This window comes from Bacillus cereus group sp. Sample62 (assembly GCF_036851315.1).
In the GTDB taxonomy this organism is placed as follows: Bacteria; Bacillota; Bacilli; order Bacillales; family Bacillaceae_G; genus Bacillus_A; species Bacillus_A wiedmannii.
Genome location: NZ_JAFLPK010000001.1, coordinates 4,703,756 through 4,722,632, shown reverse-complemented (window position 1 = coordinate 4,722,632; position 18,877 = coordinate 4,703,756). Strand labels below are relative to the sequence as shown.

Genomic DNA, 18,877 nt, shown 5'->3' with positions numbered 1-18,877 from the left:
AAAAGCTCCTTCCATACGTGGAAGGAGCTTTATTTTTGTATATTAAAACATACTTGAGCTGTGCATCGGTTGAAGTTTTGCGTTTGGATCGAAGTAAGCTTTTGCATTGTTTACTGCTGTTGGTGCTTCACCGAAGCCGCAAGCAATGAGTTTTACTTTTCCTTCATATGTACAAATGTCACCAGCGGCATATATGCCAGGAATATTTGTTTCCATTTTCGAGTTCACGAGAATGCTGTTTTTTTGTATATCTAAGCCCCAATTTTTAATTGGACCAAGAGAGGAAACGAAGCCGTAGTTTACGATTACATCATCCACATCGATAATAATTTTTTCTTCTGTTTTTACGTGTTGAAGAACGACTTGTTCAATCTTGTCATCACCAATGAGTTCTACTGGAACGTACGGTGTACTTACGTCTGCACGAGAATTCATTAAGCTTTCTACGCTATGTTCATGCGCACGGAATTTATCACGGCGATGAACGATTGTAACTTTGTCAGCAATTGGCTCTAACATCATTGTCCAATCAACAGCTGAGTCGCCGCCACCAAATACTACGACGCGCTTACCAGCAAATTTATTCATATCATCAACGAAATAATGTAAGTTTTTCTTTTCGTACTTTGTTGTACCTTCTAATTCTAAGCGGCGTGGTTGGAAAGCACCATTGCCAGCAGTAATAATAACTGATTTAGAATAGTGAGTTTGCTTATTTGTAACAAGTTTAAATATACCGTCAGCTTGTTTCTCAAGTGTATCAACAGCTTCTTCTAAACAAACGGTTGGGTCGAATTTTTTCATTTGCTCTTTTAAGTTATCAACTAATTCTTGTGCACGCACTTTCGGGAATCCAGCTACATCATAAATGTATTTTTCAGGGTAGAGTGCGGATAATTGTCCTCCAAGTTGAGGTAAGCTTTCAATGATTTTTACACTTGCTTGTCTCATGCCGCCATAAAATGCTGTGAACAGTCCTGTTGGACCACCACCAATAATTGTTATGTCGTAAACTTTTTGATTTTCTGCCACTTTCATTCCCCCTATAGATGGAATTTTGATATTGATTTCATATATTGTTCATATGTACACGAAAATCCTGCAAATGATGACACTTTCAAATAAATGATAGCATATTTGAGTTCATAATACTTCTGAAAACGACTGAATTGTGTGTAAGTTTTCGCATAGATGCTTTTTTAATTGTATAAAATATGGTGAAAGGAAAATACATGAAAAAAAGGTTGAAAAACCCTTGAAAACGCTATGTTATTTTAAAATATTGATAATTCGCCAGACGCTTGAATTCTGGAATAAAACCGACTAATATAGGGAAGTATTATGTTAAATTTCTATGACAAAATTCGTACGATTTTTTGACTGCGTTTTGTTATGATATAGAATGTGATAAATTCCACATTCTTGACAAATAGAGTTTTTAGTACTTGGTATTATTTTTCATTACTATTATATAAAGAAAAGGGTTGTGATTTGGTGAAGACTCCAAAAATCGTAGTTTTAGGTGCAGGTTATGGCGGGATGATTACGACTGTTCGTCTGCAAAAAGCATTATCTGTAAATGAAGCTGAAATTACGTTAGTAAACAACAACAGCTATCACTACCAAGCGACTTGGTTACACGAGAGCGCAGCTGGTACATTACAAGATGAAAAAATCTGTCTAGATATTCAAGACGTTATTGATACAAATAAAGTGAACTTTGTACAAGATACAGTAGTAGAAATTAAAGCTGCTGAAAAACGCATTATCTTAAAAGACGGCGAGTTAGAGTATGACTACTTAGTAATCGGTCTTGGTTTCGAATCAGAAACATTCGGAATTACAGGATTAAAAGAGTATGCATTCTCAATCGCTAACATTAATGCAACTCGTCAAATTCGTGAGCATATGGAAGCTAGTTTCGCTAAATATGCAACTGAACAACGCGATGAATTAGTAACAATCGTTGTTGGTGGTGCTGGATTTACTGGTATCGAGTACGTAGGTGAGCTTGCAAACCGTGTTCCTGAACTTTGCAAACAGTATAATGTACCACGTGAAAAAGCACGTATTATCTGTGTAGAAGCTGCTCCAACAGCACTTCCAGGTTTCGATCCAGCATTAGTAGAATACGCTGTAAAACAACTTGAGAAAAAAGGCGTAGAATTCCGCATCGGTACAGCAATTAAAGAAGCAACTGAAGAAGGTATTATCGTTGCAAACGGTGATGATACTGAATTACTAAAGTCTGAAACAGTAGTTTGGGCTGCAGGTGTTCGTGGTAACGGTATTGTAGAAGAGTCTGGCTTTGAAGCAATGCGCGGACGTGTAAAAGTTGATGAGTACATGCACGCTCCAGGATACGAAGATGTATTCATGGTTGGTGACGCAGCGTTAATCATTAACGAAGAAATTAACCGTCCATACCCACCAACAGCACAAATCGCAATTCAAGAAGGTTACAACATTGCACACAACTTAACTGTGTTAGTTCGTGGCAAGGGCGAAATGAAAAAATTCGCATTCGATAATAAAGGATCTGTATGTTCTTTAGGTCATGACGATGCAATGGGCGTTGTTATGGGCAAAAAGTTAACAGGTTGGAAAGCTTCTTTCATGAAGAAAGTTATCGATAACCGTTACCTATTCTTATTAGGTGGACCTTTATTAGTTCTTAAAAAAGGTAAATTAAAGTTCTTTTAATATATAGTAGAAAAAGCAGAAACGGCTAAGAGCTGTTTCTGCTTTTTTCATTTTAAAAATATAGTATAATATATAAAAAAGAAAGAATATTCTGTCCGTTATAGTAGAGGAGGGTATTACATCATGGAGAAGCGAGGGAAAGTGTGGTTAGCTGTTAGTGGTTTAGTTGCTACAAAAGACGGCAGGTGGCTGTTCGTTAAGAAAAAATACAGTGGATTAAAGGGGAAATGGTCTTTACCGGCTGGTTTTGTAAATGAAGGTGAGACGGTTGATGAAGCTGTGAAACGTGAAGTGTTAGAAGAGACAGGTATCGTCGCTCATGTGAAGGGGATCATTGGTGTTCGATCGGGCGTGATTCGCAATGAGATTAGTGATAATATGATTATTTTCCTTTTGGAGCCTGAAGGAGAAAACATTATTGTACAGGAGAAGGAATTGTCTGAAGTAGCATTTTTACATCCAGATACGATTGCAGACGATCAAAATACGTCTTTACTTATCAAATATTTGTTTGAAGGAAGGTCAGAACTACATCTTGAGATGAACAAAACATTAGATCCAGGAGAGCAATTTGGTTATACAGCCTATCACGTATTTACGGCACAGACGAAGGAGAGGGAGAAAGAGTGAGTATACCGGTACTACTTATTTCAATGATGTTATTTTTCATTTTGTTTTTTGGAATTGGATTTTTACTCAACATGATATTGCGAGCGACATGGGTAATGGTTATTGTATATCCGATTGTTTGTATACTTATTATTAATAAGGCGAGTGTGTGGGATTATTTTTCAAAGCCGAAAGAAACATTCTCTTCATTTGGGACAAGTGTATCGCATTTAGGGCAGGCAGATGTGTTTATTCTATCTACTGGATTAGTAGGTGCTGCCTTAGCCGGAATTATAATTAAGAAACTTCGGAAAAGCGGATATCAAATGTTTTAATCTCCAATTCATTTGGGGATTATTTTTTTGCATATTCCTTCATTGTATAGGGAATGATTAACGATGAAGGAGTGTGGAATATAAAAATGTTAAAACGATATTGTATTCGCATTATGATGACTTGTTTACTTGTATCCGCATTATGCGTAACATGGAATGCTTTCACAGGAGTTTCTTTATTAGAGATTGTAAAGAAATATGAGGGAACGAGTGCAAAAGAAGTACATGCAGCAGAAGTTAAGAGAAATGTTGCTCCGAGTAAAGAAGTGATAAATGCTTTAGAGCAGGCAAACGACTGGTCTAAATATCGTTCAATTGAAATGACAGCAACAGGTTATACGTCGGGAATTGAGTCAACTGGTAAGAGGCCGGGACATCCGGAGTATGGTATTACATATTCAGGTGTTAAGGCAAAAAGGGATTTATATTCCACAATTGCTGCGGACTTACGTGTATTTCCGATCGGAACGATTCTATTCGTGCCAGATTACGGGTATGGTGTTGTTGCTGATAAGGGCGGTGCTATAAAAGGAAACCGTCTTGATCTATATTATGATACGGTGAAAGATGTTTATAGCCAATGGGGTAAGAAAAAGGTAAATGTATACGTAGTGAAAATAGGAAATGGTAAGTTTACAGAAGAAGAGTTAACGATGTTAAATGAAGACGAAACGATGCAAGTGTTTCGTGGTCAATATTTAAAACAAAGATAGTCTAGTGGGAATTACGCTAGACTTTTTTATTTTATAAATAGAAGAAATATGGATTATGTAGGATATAACAGAAGTTAGAATTGTCGCATTTTATCGAAAATAAAGTTATAATAAAGGTAGAGTAGAGAAATTTAGGGGGTCTGAACATGTTTCAAGTACAAAAAGAATTAGCAAGCCATGAAGCGGTAATTGTTGCCTTATTTGAAGAAGAGAAAACGAGTAGTTTTGTAGAAGAACTGGACAAAGCGTTTGAAGGACAACTACAAGTTTTATTAGAAGAGAAAGAACTTTCTACTAAGAAGAAAGCTATTTCAAAAGTACATAGTTTAGGAAAAACAAATGTGAAACGTTACTATTTCGTTGGTTTAGGTAAGAAAGAGTCTTACACGACAGAAACGTTGCGTGCTGCTCTTGGTAAGGCGTTTAAAACGTTACAAGCAGCAAAAGTACAAGATGCAGCAATCTTACTTGATTCTTTCGTAACAGAGAAATTAGATGCGATTGATGTAGCTCACATTGCAGCAGAAGTACAAGGTCTTGGTACATATGAGTTACAAACATATAAATCAGATAAAAAGGATCGTGTGGAGCTAGAGAAGTTCACGGCTATTACAGCGGAAGATGCGCAAGAAATTGAAGCTGCATTAACAGTTGGCTACGTACATGGACGTGCAACAAATTCAGCTCGTACACTTGTAAATATGCCGCCAAACGTATTAACGGCAACAACGCTTGCTGAGTATGCTGTTGAGTTAGCGGAAAAGTATGATATGGATTATAAAGTTCTTGAGAAAGAAGAGATGGAAGAGCTTGGTATGGGTGCGTTACTTGCAGTAAACCAAGGATCTACTGAGCCACCAAAAATGATCGCTCTTATTTATAAAGGAAAAGAAGAGTGGACAGATGTAATTGGATTCGTTGGAAAAGGAATTACATACGATACAGGTGGTTATTCGTTAAAACCACGTGAAGGCATGGTCGGCATGAAAGGTGATATGGGTGGTGCTGCTGCTGTATTAGGTGCGATGGAAATTATCGGTGAACTTCGCCCAGAGCAAAATGTGATCGCTGTTATTCCATCAACTGATAACGTTGTAAGTGGTACAGCATTTAAGCCAGACGATGTAATCACATCTATGAGCGGAAAAACAATTGAAGTATTAAATACAGATGCAGAAGGTCGCCTAGCGTTAGCTGACGGTATTACGTATGCGAAAAAACTAGGTGCAAACTATCTTATTGATGTTGCGACATTAACAGGTGGTGTAATTGTTGCACTTGGAAATCAGACGACAGGCGCAATGACAAACAATGAAGCGTTGTTTGAGCAAGTGCTAGAGGCGTCTATGGAAACAGATGAATCAATTTGGCAATTACCGATTTTTGATCGTGATAAAGAACGCGTTCGAAACAGTAAGTTTGCCGATTTAAATAACTCACCAGGCCGCGAAGGACATGCGGTTATGGCAGGTACATTCTTAGGTGAATTTGCTGAAGATACACCGTGGGTACACTTAGACATCGCTGGAACATCTGAAACGTCAGGAGCGCATGATTTAGGGCCAGCTGGAGCAACAGGTGCAATGGTACGTACACTTGCAACACTTGTTGAACGTTTCGGAGAAGAGTAAAATTATAAGAGAAGGCTGTTCCAATACTTTGGAACAGCCTTTTTTATTGGTAGGAATATGGTCGTCTTATCCCACATTAACTAGTTTCATTTTATCCCGCTTTAATGGGCAGTAAGAACCCCACCTCAAAATTCGGTGAAAGCGAAGAAGTTAGATGGGAATCAACTGCCCATAAAAGCCCGATTGGTTCAACTAATAATCAGTGGGGGATGAAGCCCCCCACTGATTAAAGTTTCACTTTATAAAGAAATCGTATACAACGTCCCATTTAAGGCAAATGAAGTGCGACCTGTTTCTTCAGAGACAACTAAAATAAGTGCATCGCTTTTTTCTGATAAACCAATTGCAGCTCTGTGACGTGTTCCTAGCTCGGGATCAACTTCTGTGCTTTTCGTTAACGGAAGAATATTGGCAGCTGAAACAATATGATTATTTTTAACGAGAACGGCTCCGTCATGAAGAGGGTTACCTGGATAGAAAATAGATTCAAGTAACGGTGAGGTTAAATGAGCATGTAATGTTGTTCCAGTTTGAATGAGAGAGTCAAGCGGCTCGTTTCTTTCCACAACAATAAGAGCCCCGTGTTTTCGGGCGCTTAAATGTTGGACAGTTGCTGTAATAGAATGTGAGCTTTCCGTATAAGGTGATAAATACGCTTGAATATAGTATGTAGCTGCCAATGTTTGTACGTTTGCTAACATATGATGAATATCTTCCATTTTGCACAAAATACATTCATCTTCTTGATCAATTGCTTGTCTCATAATTGATAATTCTTTCTCAGCAATTTCAATCATTTGCTTTGTTTGTATTTTGAGCTCTTCTGACAAGCCCCATTCTTGCATAATCCTCATTCCCTTTAGTGGAGTATTTAACCATAGTGTATACAAATATTCCTAGTAAAATCCTGTTAGATTGTAAAAAATATTGAGATACAGGTTGTTTTTTTCATATAATAAAGGTAAGACAAGCGAGAGGAGATAGAGATATGAACTGGAAACAAGAATTTAGTCGCTGGCTTTCATATGCAGAGTTAGACGCAGAACTAAAAGAACAGTTAGAAAACATGAAGCAAGATGAGAAGAAAATTGAGGACAGCTTTTATAAAAATCTAGAATTCGGCACAGGTGGTATGCGTGGTGAACTTGGTGCTGGTACGAACCGTTTAAACGTATATACAGTTCGTAAAGCAACACAAGGATTAGCGAAGTTTATTGAAAAATTAGGTGAAGAAGCGAAGAAGCGCGGTGTTGTTGTAGCGTACGATTCTCGTCATAAATCACCTGAATTTGCAATGGAAGTAGCTGCTACACTTGGTGCACACGGTATCACAACATATGTGTTTGAAAGCTTACGTCCAACGCCAGTGCTTTCTTTCGCAGTTCGTCATTTACATACAGTAAGTGGAATCGTTCTTACGGCAAGCCATAATCCGCCGGAATATAACGGTTATAAAGTATATGGTGAAGATGGTGGGCAGTTGCCTCCAAAAGAAGCTGATGAGTTAATTAGCTATGTAAATGCAGTAGAGGATGAGTTAACAGTTGAAGTTGCTAATGTGGAGCAATTAAAAGCTGACGGTTTATTACATATTATTGGACAAGAAGTAGATGATGCATATGCAACAGAATTGAACAATGTCATCATTAATAAAGAAATGGTACAAAATGTTGGAAAAGACTTAAAAATCGTCTTTACACCATTACATGGAACATCAAATATTTCTGTACGCCGTGGTTTAGAAGAAGTTGGATTTACAGATGTAACAGTTGTAAAAGAGCAAGAGTTACCAGATCCGAACTTCTCTACAGTAAAATCACCGAACCCAGAAGAGCATGCAGCGTTTGAGTATGCAATTCGTGACGGTGAGAAGGTAGGCGCAGATGTGTTAATCGCAACGGATCCTGACGCAGACCGCCTAGGCGTTGCAGTTCGTAATCACGATGGTGAGTTCCAAGTATTAACTGGTAACCAAACAGGTGCATTAATGCTTGATTACTTATTATCTCAAAAGAAAGAAAACGGAACACTTCCAGAGAACGGTGTTGTATTAAAAACAATCGTAACGTCTGAAATTGGCCGTACAATCGCGAAAGCATACGGTTTAGATACAGTTGATACGTTAACTGGATTTAAATTTATCGGTGAGAAAATTAAACAGTATGAAGAAAGCGGACAATACGAATTCCAATTCGGTTATGAGGAAAGCTATGGTTATTTAATCCGTCCATTCTGTCGTGATAAAGATGCAGTACAATCTGTTTTATTTGCATGTGAAGTAGCTGCATACTACAAATCACAAGGTAAAACGTTATACGATGGTCTATTAGAAGTATTTGAGAAGTACGGTTTCTTCCGTGAAGATCTTGTATCGCTAACGTTAAAAGGAAAAGATGGAGCGGAACAAATTCAAGAAATGATGGCAACATTCCGTGAAAATCCTCCGAAAGAAGTAGCGGGTTTAACAGTTGTAGCTGTTGAAGACTATAAAGCGAGCATCGTTACATCTTTACAAGATGGACATAAAGAAGAGATTCACTTACCGAAATCAAATGTGTTAAAATATCAATTAGAAGATGGTTCTTGGTTCTGCCTACGCCCATCTGGAACTGAACCGAAGATTAAGTTCTACTTCGGTGTTCAAGATAATTCTTTACAAAATAGTGAGCAAAAGTTACTTACTATTAAAGAAGATATTATGAATCGTTTATAATATAAAGTAATTTTAAGTAGTAGGGAACAAAAGGGAGTGAAACCTCCCTTTTGTTCTATGTAAGGAAATGATCGTTATTGATTCTGACAGAAGAGAGGGTATTTTGTGATGAAAAGAGTAAGAAAAGCGATAATCCCAGCAGCTGGATTAGGAACACGTTTTTTACCAGCAACAAAAGCAATGCCAAAAGAAATGTTACCGATAGTAGATAAACCAACTATTCAATACATTGTAGAAGAAGCAATAAAATCAGGAATCGAAGATATTATTATCGTTACTGGTAAAACGAAGCGCTCTATTGAAGATCATTTTGATAATGCATTTGAGTTAGAGCAAAACTTATTAGAAAAGAAAAAGTATGAGTTACTTGAAAAAGTACAGGCTTCTTCAAAAATGGTAGACATTCATTATATCCGTCAAAAAGAACCAAAAGGATTAGGGCATGCAGTTTGGTGTGCGCGTAAATTCATCGGTGATGAGCCATTCGCTGTTTTATTAGGTGATGATATCGTTCAAGCTGAAAAACCATGTTTACGTCAATTAATTGAAGAATATGATAAAACGCTTTCTTCTGTTATTGGTGTACAAACGGTTCCAGAAGATGAAACACACCGTTATGGAATTATCGACCCATTAGAGCAGGAAGGACGTCGTTACCAAGTTCGCAATTTCGTTGAGAAACCAGCAGCAGGTACAGCACCTTCAAACTTAGCAATTATGGGACGTTACGTTTTAACACCTGAAATCTTCATGTTCTTAGAACAGCAACATGTTGGTGCTGGTGGGGAAATTCAGTTAACAGATGCAATCCAAAACTTAAACGAAATTCAACGTGTATTCGCTTACGATTTCGAAGGAAAGCGCTACGACGTAGGTGAGAAGTTAGGATTCGTTCAGACGACAATCGAAATGGCCCTGCAACACCCAGAATTACGTGATGAAATGGTTCCAATGATGCAGAAAATTTTAGAAGAACACACGAAGCAACAGTCTTAATATAGTGATATAATCCCCTGTTGGATGAGCGGTAAAGGAACGTATTTACTGCTTAATCTAAAGGGGATTTTTTTGAGAAAAAAAGACACTCTCTCGAGAGTGTCTTTACTTTTGATCAGTAGGCTTTAGCTCATCAGCTTTGGATTTTATTTCATCAGTAATAGCGATATTAATATTACCAGCTGCTTTTTTGTATTCCTGAATTAATGCATTAACGTTTTGATTAAATGAAATTAAGCTGCCACTTGGAGATTGGGCCTGTTCGTTAAGCGCAGTGATAATCCCATATATCTTTTTATATTCTTCATAGGTTTCTTTATATTTATTAGGCTGTTCTTTTGCAGCTTCAGAGACTAACTTTAAATCATTTCCCATATTGCTATAAAACGTATCAACGGTTGTAATCATTCCATCAATTTCTGTTCTCTTAGAGCTTAGTGCATTATTAAAGTCATGTCTTTTATCTATTGCACTTGACCATGTAGTTGAATACTCGGATAATACGTAAGATGCTGCATATTTAAAAGTATTTATATTATTATAAAAAGATGCTGCTGCAATTAAGTAATTAGCTTCTTTTTTCTTTTGGGCTTGAAGAGCTTGATACTCCTCTTCCATATTTGTTACTTTTGTTATCGTAAAGAGAAGAACGATGACGGATATAACTGTTGTAAGAAATAGTATTATAGATGTTACTAACGATTTTTTTGCTGGTAATTTTCGTACTTTCTTAATTAACCCAATAACAATAAAGATTAAAGCCGCGCATAAACTAACTATAGTAAGAATGAAAAAGAAAAATGCTAGGCCGTTTCCAATGGTATATGACATTCCTAACTCGCTATTTCCATATAATTTGTAGCCGATACTCATACCTACTATGAAAAATAAAGATAGTACTCCGACACTTACTTTAATAAGTGTATTTTTTGATAGATTCACTGATTTTCCTCCAAAACATTGTTCTAATTAGATGTGCAAAATATCTAATTTGCTGAATTAGCATAACAAAAATCATTTTTAATATGTGTCGTATATTGTCGAAAAAACAAAAAAGAGTTATCTTAACATAGTAAGATAACTCTTTTTATTATGAAATCTTCGAATGAGAATGCTGATAAGCAGAACGGCGTACAGCATAGTATATGCGAGGTGCGATAATAGCACCGATAATTGTAAATGCAATATCTTTTACTGCAAACCACATCATAATCATCCAAGCAGCTTTATAACTCATATTACCACCCATAAAGAAATTGACTGCCCCGTACATATAAGTAGTACCGATAATATAAGTTAAAATGATTCCTGTGAAAGAGGCAATTGCAAATGTACTGAATGTTGGTCGTTCTTTTTGTTCTACTAGTTTTCCGGATACGTAAGCAACGATAATAAATGCAATAATAAAACCACCAGTAGGATCTAAAAGTGCTCCAAATCCAGCTTTGAAGTTAGCGAAGATTGGTGCACCAGCTAAGCCAACGAGCATATACACAGTCATTGATAATGCGCCAAGTCTACTTCCAAGAAGAAGCCCTGCTAAAATTGCGAAAAATGGTTGCATAGATAATGGGATGCCCGCCACTTGCAGGAATGGTGCCCAAGATACAATATTTGCACCAATGGCCATAAGAGCGACGAACATGGCAGCTAATGCTAAATCTAAAACATGAAATCTTCTCATAATGTTAACCTCCTGTTGTTTTTAGGTTAACATTATCGTAGCGAAAATATTTACTTGTTGTCAATCAAAATATTTTGATAAGAAGGCTTCAAATAATCTCTTAGCAACGTATACGGAATACGAAATTGAGGAATTCCGCTTGAATAAGGAGCAATCTCATATAAAGGGAAATAAATGACGAGATTGTCCGGTTCTAAAAAGAAGTGGAACTTTTTCGTGCTCATGACCTTTTCAGTTGCATCGGGAAAATAAATGCCTTCATTTTGTTTAATTTGCCTTACGATCTCAGCGCGGATTATTTCTTTATACTTATCTTCTTGTTGAAATAAATCGTCTAAGTGTAGTAACTTTTTTTCTTTTAAATCAAATGTGTTTGCCTTCCACGTATAAAGACCGTGTGCTCCGCCTGTATATTGATAGTAATTCAAATATAGGCTGAGTAAGGGTGGTTTATTTAAGGAAACTTTATAATCAACATTCGCCACGTACGGATGAAAAGGTGTGCTAGATCCTTCCGTTTCTTTATAATATTTTTTTGCGTCTTTTTCTAATTTGGTTTTAAATTTGTCAGTAGATTTTTTGTAATAGAAATTGAGCTTATTTTGAAATTTAGAATCGGAAAAATTGTGAAACGAAGGTCTGTTAATTTGATATTCTATATAAGGTTTCTTACCTTTTTGTGTTACAGTCTGAACATCGATTGTCAGGTTGGATGCTTTGGCTGCTAGTGCACAATTTGGTACAATAGTCAGCAAGGAGAACATAAGCAGTAATATACAAAATTTCTGTTTCATTTAGGTGAAACCTCCTTATATAAGTGTTATAAGTAGTTTGAAAATAAATAGGTAAAATTATACATTCAATTAAAGTAAGAGAAGGAGGAAACGATATGGGAAAAACTTTAATGGATTCACTTGGAATTGAGTTGTTAGAGATGACAGAAGATAAGGTGGTTGCTACGATGCCTGTTGATGAGCGTACGCATCAGCCGTTTGGTTTTTTACACGGTGGTGCATCTCTTGCATTAGCAGAAACAGTAGCAAGTGTCGGTTCATACAATTTAATTGATCAAGAGAAATGCATCTGTTTCGGTCTAGAAATTAATGCAAATCACATTCGCTCAAAGAAAGATGGAATTGTAACAGCGATTGGAACACCGATACATAGAGGACATTCAACGATGGTTTGGGATGTACGTATTATTGATGAGAATGATGATTTACTATGTATATCAAGATGTACAGTAGCAATTAAAGAAAAACGTGAAAAGTAAAAAGAGGCGGCTCAATAGAGCGCCTCTTTTTTATAATTAAAACTGGATTTTCTTCTCTAAGAAACCTTTTAGTTCGCTAATTGGCATACGAACTTGTTCCATTGTGTCACGGTCACGTACTGTAACAGCTTTGTCTTCAACTGAGTCGAAGTCGTAAGTGATACAGAATGGTGTACCGATTTCGTCTTGACGACGGTAACGTTTACCGATAGAACCAGTTTCGTCAAAGTCTACCATGAAGTCTTTAGCTAGTTCTGCGAATACTTCAGTAGCACCTTCAGATAGCTTTTTAGATAATGGTAAGATAGCTGCTTTGTATGGTGCTAAAGCAGGGTGGAAACGAAGAACTGTACGAGAATCGTTTTCTAATTGCTCTTCTTCATATGCATCACATAAGAATGCTAATGTTACGCGATCAGCGCCTAAAGATGGCTCGATGCAGTACGGTACGTAACGCTCATTCGTTTGTGGATCGATATAGTTAAAGTCTTCATTAGAGTGTTCCATGTGACGTTTTAAATCGAAGTCTGTACGAGATGCTACGCCCCATAGTTCGCCCCAACCGAATGGGAATCGGAATTCAATATCAGTTGTTGCGTTACTGTAGTGAGATAATTCCTCTTCACCGTGGTCACGAAGACGCATGCTTTCTTCAGTCATACCAAGTGAAAGTAACCAGTTCTTACAAGTTTCACGCCAGAATGCGAACCACTCTAAATCTTCACCAGGCTTACAGAAGAATTCAAGTTCCATTTGTTCGAATTCACGTGTACGGAATGTGAAGTTACCAGGCGTGATTTCGTTACGGAAGCTCTTACCGATTTGGCCGATACCAAATGGAAGCTTTTTACGCATAGAGCGTTGTACGTTTTTGAAGTTTACGAAAATACCTTGTGCTGTTTCAGGACGAAGGAAGATTTCGTTCGTGCTAGACTCTGTAACACCTTGGAATGTTTTGAACATTAAGTTGAACTGACGGATTTCAGTGAATTCTTGGCTACCACAATCAGGACATTTTACTTCATGTTCTTTCATTAAATCAGCCATTTGGTCGAAAGTAAGACCATCAACAACCATTTCGATGCCTTTTGCATCTAATGCATCTTCAATTAATTTATCAGCACGGTGACGCGCTTTACATTTTTTACAGTCGATCATTGGATCGTTGAAGTTACCAACGTGACCAGAAGCGATCCAAGTTTTTGGGTTCATTAAAATAGCTGCGTCTAAACCAACGTTATGTGGAGATTCTTGAATGAATTTTTTCCACCAAGCTTTTTTAACGTTATTTTTTAATTCGATTCCAAGTGGACCGTAATCCCAAGTGTTTGCAAGACCACCGTAAATTTCAGAACCAGGGAAAACAAAACCGCGATGTTTTGCTAAGTTTACAACTTGTTCCATTGAATACATAATAAAATCCTCCTTTTGAAAGTTAACGTATTGGCGATGACGTGCTCAGATACTAGTGAAACGAGCGGTATATGCTTTGAAAACATAAAAAAACGCTCATCCCAAGGCTTAATTGCCTAGGGACGAGCGTTTGCCCGCGGTTCCACCCTAGTTGATACACAACAGGTGCATCCACTTTATCACGTATTGCTCGAGACTGCCGTTTCCTTGCGGTTTCAGGCTTTCACTATCCCTGAATCGCTTTTGTGCAAGTACTTATAAGTCCGTCATCGCTACTTATATTAATAATAATGAACATATTCTAACACGTTCTTTTTTAAATCTCAATAGAGGAACGCGTCTATCTATGATAGAGTCTCGCCTATTTTTTCGTTATTTATTCCGTAATTTTGTTTAATGTGCTTAATTGCTTCACGTTTACTAAGCGAGGCAAGCTCGTTATTTTGCACGTATTCCCAAACGACATCGGGCTTTGTTTTTGCATATTCGCGAAGGACCCAGCCGATTGCTTTTTGAATGAAAAATTCTTTTGAAGAATGTAGTTGTCCAATAATCCAGAAAAGAAGTTCTTCATCCATCTTTTGTTTATATTTTAGCTGGAATAAAATAGCGGCGCGTTGTAACCATATGTTATCGGATGCAATCCATTTTGGAATATAGGCAGAAATTAATTCCGGATGTTTTAAAAAGATACCACCTAAAAATGTAGGAACGATGCTATCGACAGAATCCCACCAAGATTTTGTTACAATGAGTTCTTCTAAAAACGGTATATGCGTTTCGTTTATATGCTTTTTATATTTTTGCATAATATCGAGTGCGGCCGCTTGAAATTCACGTTCTGGTAAATCCCAAAGCTCACGTATGATAATTTGAAAGTCTTTTTGATCTGGGAGAGTATGTATTTGGATGACGTCTTTCAATAGTTGTCTTCTTTCAGGTGTTTGAATACCGAGAAATGGGAAGTGATTTTTCATATAACGTGCCATCGGTTCCGCTTTTTCAAGGTTTTTATGAGCTATGAAATGCTCTTGTAATGCTTGTACAAATGGATGCATAAGTGCGTTCTCCTTTCTTATTACCTTTCTTATACCATTATACAGAGAGTTTGGATAAATTTTAAAACATAACTTGTAAAGTAATGAAATATGTTGAGAGTAGAGAGGAGAGGATAAGATGGAAGATCAAGGCGTACTAGCGGGTTTCTTTGCTCTTAGTTTTGCGTTTATTCTTGTTATATTGATTTGGGCAGTTATTGCGTATTTGTTAACGGCTTTTGCACTGTATACGATGGCGAAAAATGATGGTGCAACGGATGGTGCTCTTGCTTTTATTCCTTTTATAAATAGTAAAATATGGGGCGATTTAGCAAAAGACAAATTACCAGATTTCTTGAAAGAAGAAGCAGGATGGAAAATATTCGGCATATATGTTGCATGTTTCATTTTTAACTTCGTACCAATTCTATATTTATTAGCAACAGCTGTATCGATTGTGCTGTCTATTTATCTCATCTACGCTATTTTAGACAGGTACGGAACGAACTCTATATTATTTACAATTATTCATACCATCACATTTTCGGTGTTCTTGCCGATTCACTTGTTCATTATTCGGAATGAGCCGGTAAGATATAACGAGTAGATATATGTGGGGAGCTGTTTCGAAGATATTTTGGAACAGCTCTTTGTTGGTTAATCGATATTTCCTTGAACAAGAAAAAAGGGCTGTCACATAGGACAGCCCTTTTCTGCTACATAAGGTAGCGTAAATAAATATAAATATGAGAAATGATTAATGAAACGATCATAATTGGGAAGCCGACTTTAAGGAATTCCATGTAGCTAAACTTATGGCCCTCACGACTTGCGATACCTGCAACGATTACGTTAGCAGAAGCTCCAATTAATGTTCCGTTTCCACCTAGACAAGCACCTAATGCTAATGCCCACCATAATACGTCGATTTGTGCGTCAGAAGGTGATAAACCTAGCCCAACTGCCATATCGTTAATAAGTGGGATCATTGTTGCAACGAACGGAATGTTATCAATTGTTGCAGAGGCGATACCAGATACCCATAAAATAAGGATAGATGCGTAAGAAACATCTCCGCCTGTTATTCCAATTACTTTTTGAGCTAACATTTTGATAAGGCCGATATCAATAAGTCCTCCAACAAGTACGAATAGTCCTGCGAAGAAGAAGATTGTTACCCACTCTACACTTGCGAATACCTCTTCAATTTCATGTTCTTTCACACCGATTAGCATAAGTACAGTAGCACCAGTTAAAGCGATGATAGCTGCATCAACATGGAAAATCGAATGAGTCATGAAACCTACGATTGTAAGTCCAAGTACTGTTAAAGATTTTTTCATTAAAACTGGATCTTTAATGTATTGCTTTTCATCTAAACTCATTAACTTTTTAATTTGTACAGGATCAGCAATTAATTGTTTACGGTACATGAAGTAAAGTATTGTCGCTGTAACAGCAATAATAATGATTACGATAGGTGCTAAGTTGAATAAGAAAGCATTGAAATCTAAATGCTTATTTGCAGAACCAATCATAATATTTGGCGGATCACCAATTAATGTTGCTGTTCCTCCAATGTTTGAAAAAATAATTTCAGAAAGTAAATAAGGAACAGGATTTACTTGCAGTATGCGCGTAATAGATAAAGTAACTGGAACAACAAGAAGTACAGTTGTAACGTTATCTAAAAATGCGGAACCAAGCGCAGTAAGCAAGGAAAGTGAAATTAAAATTTTAATTGGATTTCCTTGTGCTCCTTTTGCTGCTTTAATGGCAACGTATTGGAAGACACCCGATTTACTCGTAATGTTCACCAGAATCATCATACCGATGAGTAACGTAATCGTCCCCCATTCAATATGTTTCGTAAAGGCGTTGTGTAAATCAACGACCCCCATAATTACCATGAGTGCTGCACCAAGAAGTGCGATGACAGCGCGATTAATTTTTTCTGAAATAATAATGGCATATGTAATTAAAAAGACTGCGATAGCAAAATAATACTGCCAGTTTGCGAGCTCTTGCGTTGTTTCGTGCAAAACTCTCATCTCCTTTCATTCACTTTTCTTAGTGTGTCAAAAAATTAACTAGATGAAACACACATAACGTCATTATAAAGTAGAAAAAAGGAGGATGTAAATGAAAGGGCTTATTTTGTCATATTTTCTGCATCGGTCATTTTTTCTTATTTTTAAAAATATTTGTGGGCATTTGACATATATATAAGATACATCCAATCTGAATATTTAAAATGGAATTAGCATTCGAGCTTGTTCGTGTAGGAGTGTCAATTAGAAAGGAATGACAAAGATGATAAGGAAGGGATCGTATGGATGAACAACGATTTTTATTTTTGGATTTTGAGTTTACGATGCCCCAGCACAGAAAAAAACCAAAAGGATTTTTCCCGGAAATCATTGAGGTAGGACTCGTTTCGGTTGTTGGCTGTAAGGTAGAAGACACGTATTCAGCTCATGTTAGGCCGAAAACTTTTCCTTCTTTAACGGATCGATGTAAGAAATTTTTAGGAATTAAACAAGAAGTCGTAGATAAAGGAATTTCATTTCCAGAACTCGTTGAAAAACTTGCAGAATATGAAAGGAGATGTAAACCAACCATTGTTACGTGGGGAAATATGGATATGAAAGTGTTGAAGCATAATTGTGAAATGGCAAGAGTAGACTTTCCGTTCTTAGGACAGTGTCGTGATTTATCACTTGAGTATAAGAAGTTTTTTGGGGAGAGAAATCAAACAGGATTGTGGAAAGCAATTGAAGCGTATGGAAAAGCAGGGACGGGTAAGCATCATTGTGCGCTAGATGATGCGATGACGACGTATAATATTTTTAAATTAGTAGAAAAAGATAAAGAGTATTTAGTGAAACCAGCACCTCCAACGTTAGGAGAACTCGTTGATTTTTCAAAAGTGTTAAAGAAAGTGAGTACACAGTAACGACCAAATTGCACAGTATGTAATTTGGTCGTTTTGTTTTTTTAAAGTTTGTAGTCTTTTTTTAACTGTTCTAATGTTTCTAGACTACGAACCGCAAAAGGTGAATCATCTTCAGAAAATGAATTCATTTGAGTTCCCAATGCTAATTTGAGTGACTCTGTATACTCTGGAATTTCTCCTTCATATTTCTTCACCATTTGCTCCGGAATGTTCGTCTGTTCACGGAAAGCTAAAGCACGTCTTTCATGGAAAAATGGTACGTCAGCTTGTTTTACGTTATGTAAGTCACCTTGCACCGGATGTTTTAAAACAGATAACACTTTTACGACGTAACTGCCAGGACGGCTATTTGTAACTTCGCCGATGTATTTGCCAGTTTTATAAATACCAGTAACGATTTCACCAATTTCAAATGTTTCTCTCATATTTTTCACCTCAAGTTTATAGTAAGGAAAGTGTGCGAAGGAGTCAAAGAAATCCTTCTCTTTCGGAACGCCCCCTTGAGAATATGAATCGGTTCAACTATAATTTAAAGATATATAACAGAAAATTCTGATGTTTTTCAATCCAATCATAAGGAGTGTTCAATATGATGCCTTTATATTTTCCGGAAGATAAAACAGAATATATTATTCCAGGGATTGTTTGCGTTCTATTTATCATTGGTGCCGTTGCTACGTGGCGTATGTTCATTCGTGTATCAAAACGAGAAGCGGAGCGGTTACAGAAAGTTGAAGAAAAACTTTTAGCGGAAAAGAAACAGTAACTCATTTTTGTATGTTTCCCTCTATGCTCGGACAATCTAAGGGCAGAA

At 36.9% G+C, this 18,877-nt stretch carries 20 protein-coding genes; 11 read left to right on the top strand and 9 right to left on the bottom strand.

Annotated elements, in window-relative coordinates:
• Positions 1-42: 42 nt before the first annotated feature.
• Positions 43-1,032 carry an NAD(P)/FAD-dependent oxidoreductase gene (locus tag J0835_RS24280; protein WP_140386928.1) on the bottom strand — a complete coding sequence of 330 codons (990 nt, stop codon included), beginning with the start codon at positions 1,030-1,032 and terminating at the stop codon, positions 43-45.
• Between the two features lie 462 nt (positions 1,033-1,494).
• Between J0835_RS24280 and J0835_RS24275 the strand changes: the two genes are divergently transcribed.
• The 5 genes from J0835_RS24275 (at position 1,495) to pepA (ending at position 5,991) form a co-directional block, all read left to right on the top strand.
• Entirely contained in the window at positions 1,495-2,703 is a 1,209-nt protein-coding gene (locus tag J0835_RS24275) for an NAD(P)/FAD-dependent oxidoreductase (protein WP_000856620.1), read from the top strand.
• 123 nt (positions 2,704-2,826) lie between these two features.
• Entirely contained in the window at positions 2,827-3,333 is a 507-nt protein-coding gene (locus J0835_RS24270) for an NUDIX hydrolase (RefSeq protein ID WP_048561638.1), read from the top strand.
• Complete coding sequence (locus J0835_RS24265; protein ID WP_087982796.1) at positions 3,330-3,647, top strand: YuiB family protein; 318 nt, start codon at positions 3,330-3,332, stop codon at positions 3,645-3,647. Before J0835_RS24270 ends, J0835_RS24265 begins: the two co-directional genes overlap by 4 nt.
• 86 nt (positions 3,648-3,733) lie before the next feature.
• Complete coding sequence (locus J0835_RS24260) at positions 3,734-4,360, top strand: 3D domain-containing protein (RefSeq protein ID WP_140386927.1); 627 nt, start codon at positions 3,734-3,736, stop codon at positions 4,358-4,360.
• Between the two features lie 146 nt (positions 4,361-4,506).
• Entirely contained in the window at positions 4,507-5,991 is a 1,485-nt protein-coding gene (gene pepA / locus J0835_RS24255) for a cytosol aminopeptidase (protein WP_087982793.1), read from the top strand.
• A gap of 239 nt (positions 5,992-6,230) precedes the next feature.
• On the opposite strand, the gene cdaS is transcribed toward pepA, so the two are convergent.
• Positions 6,231-6,836: a sporulation-specific diadenylate cyclase CdaS gene (gene cdaS / locus J0835_RS24250; RefSeq protein ID WP_087982791.1), complete on the bottom strand. Its 606-nt coding sequence runs from the start codon at positions 6,834-6,836 to the stop codon at positions 6,231-6,233.
• Positions 6,837-6,979: 143 nt separating this feature from the next.
• On the opposite strand from cdaS, the gene J0835_RS24245 reads away from it, so the two are divergent.
• Both J0835_RS24245 and galU read left to right on the top strand, forming a co-directional pair.
• Positions 6,980-8,704, top strand: coding sequence for a phospho-sugar mutase (locus tag J0835_RS24245; RefSeq protein WP_087982789.1), 1,725 nt, complete (start codon positions 6,980-6,982; stop codon positions 8,702-8,704).
• A 108-nt stretch (positions 8,705-8,812) separates the two neighbouring features.
• Positions 8,813-9,700 (top strand): UTP--glucose-1-phosphate uridylyltransferase GalU, encoded by an 888-nt coding sequence (gene galU, locus J0835_RS24240; RefSeq protein WP_000832650.1) that lies wholly within the window; start codon positions 8,813-8,815, stop codon positions 9,698-9,700.
• Between the two features lie 105 nt (positions 9,701-9,805).
• Here the strand turns inward: galU and J0835_RS24235 are convergent, their stop codons facing one another.
• From J0835_RS24235 to J0835_RS24225, 3 genes are all read right to left on the bottom strand, one after another.
• Entirely contained in the window at positions 9,806-10,642 is an 837-nt protein-coding gene (locus J0835_RS24235) for a hypothetical protein (RefSeq protein WP_087982787.1), read from the bottom strand.
• A gap of 148 nt (positions 10,643-10,790) precedes the next feature.
• Complete coding sequence (locus J0835_RS24230) at positions 10,791-11,384, bottom strand: biotin transporter BioY (protein ID WP_087982785.1); 594 nt, start codon at positions 11,382-11,384, stop codon at positions 10,791-10,793.
• 50 nt (positions 11,385-11,434) lie between these two features.
• Positions 11,435-12,178 (bottom strand): DUF3298 and DUF4163 domain-containing protein, encoded by a 744-nt coding sequence (locus tag J0835_RS24225; protein ID WP_087982783.1) that lies wholly within the window; start codon positions 12,176-12,178, stop codon positions 11,435-11,437.
• Between the two features lie 95 nt (positions 12,179-12,273).
• Between J0835_RS24225 and J0835_RS24220 the strand changes: the two genes are divergently transcribed.
• Positions 12,274-12,657 (top strand): hotdog fold thioesterase, encoded by a 384-nt coding sequence (locus J0835_RS24220; protein WP_000520763.1) that lies wholly within the window; start codon positions 12,274-12,276, stop codon positions 12,655-12,657.
• A gap of 36 nt (positions 12,658-12,693) precedes the next feature.
• Here the strand turns inward: J0835_RS24220 and J0835_RS24215 are convergent, their stop codons facing one another.
• Entirely contained in the window at positions 12,694-14,070 is a 1,377-nt protein-coding gene (locus J0835_RS24215) for a glycine--tRNA ligase (RefSeq protein ID WP_060488162.1), read from the bottom strand.
• Between the two features lie 344 nt (positions 14,071-14,414).
• Positions 14,415-15,128 carry a DNA alkylation repair protein gene (locus tag J0835_RS24210; RefSeq protein ID WP_087982781.1) on the bottom strand — a complete coding sequence of 238 codons (714 nt, stop codon included), beginning with the start codon at positions 15,126-15,128 and terminating at the stop codon, positions 14,415-14,417.
• 118 nt (positions 15,129-15,246) lie between these two features.
• Here J0835_RS24210 and J0835_RS24205 point away from each other — a divergent pair, with 118 nt between their 5' ends.
• The gene (locus J0835_RS24205; RefSeq protein ID WP_087982779.1) at positions 15,247-15,714 is read left to right on the top strand and encodes a hypothetical protein; all 468 of its coding nucleotides are present in this window, start codon (positions 15,247-15,249) and stop codon (positions 15,712-15,714) included.
• Positions 15,715-15,823: 109 nt separating this feature from the next.
• Here the strand turns inward: J0835_RS24205 and J0835_RS24200 are convergent, their stop codons facing one another.
• Positions 15,824-17,149, bottom strand: a complete 1,326-nt coding sequence (locus J0835_RS24200) for an ArsB/NhaD family transporter (protein ID WP_000545212.1) — start codon at positions 17,147-17,149, stop codon at positions 15,824-15,826.
• Positions 17,150-17,439: 290 nt separating this feature from the next.
• Here J0835_RS24200 and kapD point away from each other — a divergent pair, with 290 nt between their 5' ends.
• Complete coding sequence (gene kapD / locus J0835_RS24195) at positions 17,440-18,063, top strand: 3'-5' exonuclease KapD (protein ID WP_000344365.1); 624 nt, start codon at positions 17,440-17,442, stop codon at positions 18,061-18,063.
• 41 nt (positions 18,064-18,104) lie between these two features.
• Here the strand turns inward: kapD and J0835_RS24190 are convergent, their stop codons facing one another.
• Positions 18,105-18,488 carry a kinase-associated lipoprotein B gene (locus J0835_RS24190; protein WP_087982777.1) on the bottom strand — a complete coding sequence of 128 codons (384 nt, stop codon included), beginning with the start codon at positions 18,486-18,488 and terminating at the stop codon, positions 18,105-18,107.
• Between the two features lie 164 nt (positions 18,489-18,652).
• Between J0835_RS24190 and J0835_RS24185 the strand changes: the two genes are divergently transcribed.
• A complete protein-coding gene (locus tag J0835_RS24185; RefSeq protein WP_000982763.1) occupies positions 18,653-18,829 on the top strand; it encodes a hypothetical protein in 177 nt (58 codons plus the stop codon).
• Positions 18,830-18,877: the final 48 nt, after the last annotated feature.

Bases quoted from the DNA above. Each gene is read 5' to 3' on its own strand.
- J0835_RS24270 (WP_048561638.1), top strand. From the start codon at position 2,827: ATGGAGAAGCGAGGGAAAGTGTGGTTAGCTGTTAGTGGTTTAGTTGCT.
- J0835_RS24260 (WP_140386927.1), top strand. From the start codon at position 3,734: ATGTTAAAACGATATTGTATTCGCATTATGATGACTTGTTTACTTGTA.
- pepA (WP_087982793.1), top strand. From the start codon at position 4,507: ATGTTTCAAGTACAAAAAGAATTAGCAAGCCATGAAGCGGTAATTGTT.
- cdaS (WP_087982791.1), bottom strand. From the start codon at position 6,836: ATGCAAGAATGGGGCTTGTCAGAAGAGCTCAAAATACAAACAAAGCAA.
- J0835_RS24245 (WP_087982789.1), top strand. From the start codon at position 6,980: ATGAACTGGAAACAAGAATTTAGTCGCTGGCTTTCATATGCAGAGTTA.
- galU (WP_000832650.1), top strand. From the start codon at position 8,813: ATGAAAAGAGTAAGAAAAGCGATAATCCCAGCAGCTGGATTAGGAACA.
- J0835_RS24230 (WP_087982785.1), bottom strand. From the start codon at position 11,384: ATGAGAAGATTTCATGTTTTAGATTTAGCATTAGCTGCCATGTTCGTC.
- J0835_RS24225 (WP_087982783.1), bottom strand. From the start codon at position 12,178: ATGAAACAGAAATTTTGTATATTACTGCTTATGTTCTCCTTGCTGACT.
- J0835_RS24220 (WP_000520763.1), top strand. From the start codon at position 12,274: ATGGGAAAAACTTTAATGGATTCACTTGGAATTGAGTTGTTAGAGATG.
- J0835_RS24215 (WP_060488162.1), bottom strand. From the start codon at position 14,070: ATGTATTCAATGGAACAAGTTGTAAACTTAGCAAAACATCGCGGTTTT.
- J0835_RS24210 (WP_087982781.1), bottom strand. From the start codon at position 15,128: ATGCATCCATTTGTACAAGCATTACAAGAGCATTTCATAGCTCATAAA.
- J0835_RS24205 (WP_087982779.1), top strand. From the start codon at position 15,247: ATGGAAGATCAAGGCGTACTAGCGGGTTTCTTTGCTCTTAGTTTTGCG.
- kapD (WP_000344365.1), top strand. From the start codon at position 17,440: ATGGATGAACAACGATTTTTATTTTTGGATTTTGAGTTTACGATGCCC.
- J0835_RS24190 (WP_087982777.1), bottom strand. From the start codon at position 18,488: ATGAGAGAAACATTTGAAATTGGTGAAATCGTTACTGGTATTTATAAA.
- J0835_RS24185 (WP_000982763.1), top strand. From the start codon at position 18,653: ATGATGCCTTTATATTTTCCGGAAGATAAAACAGAATATATTATTCCA.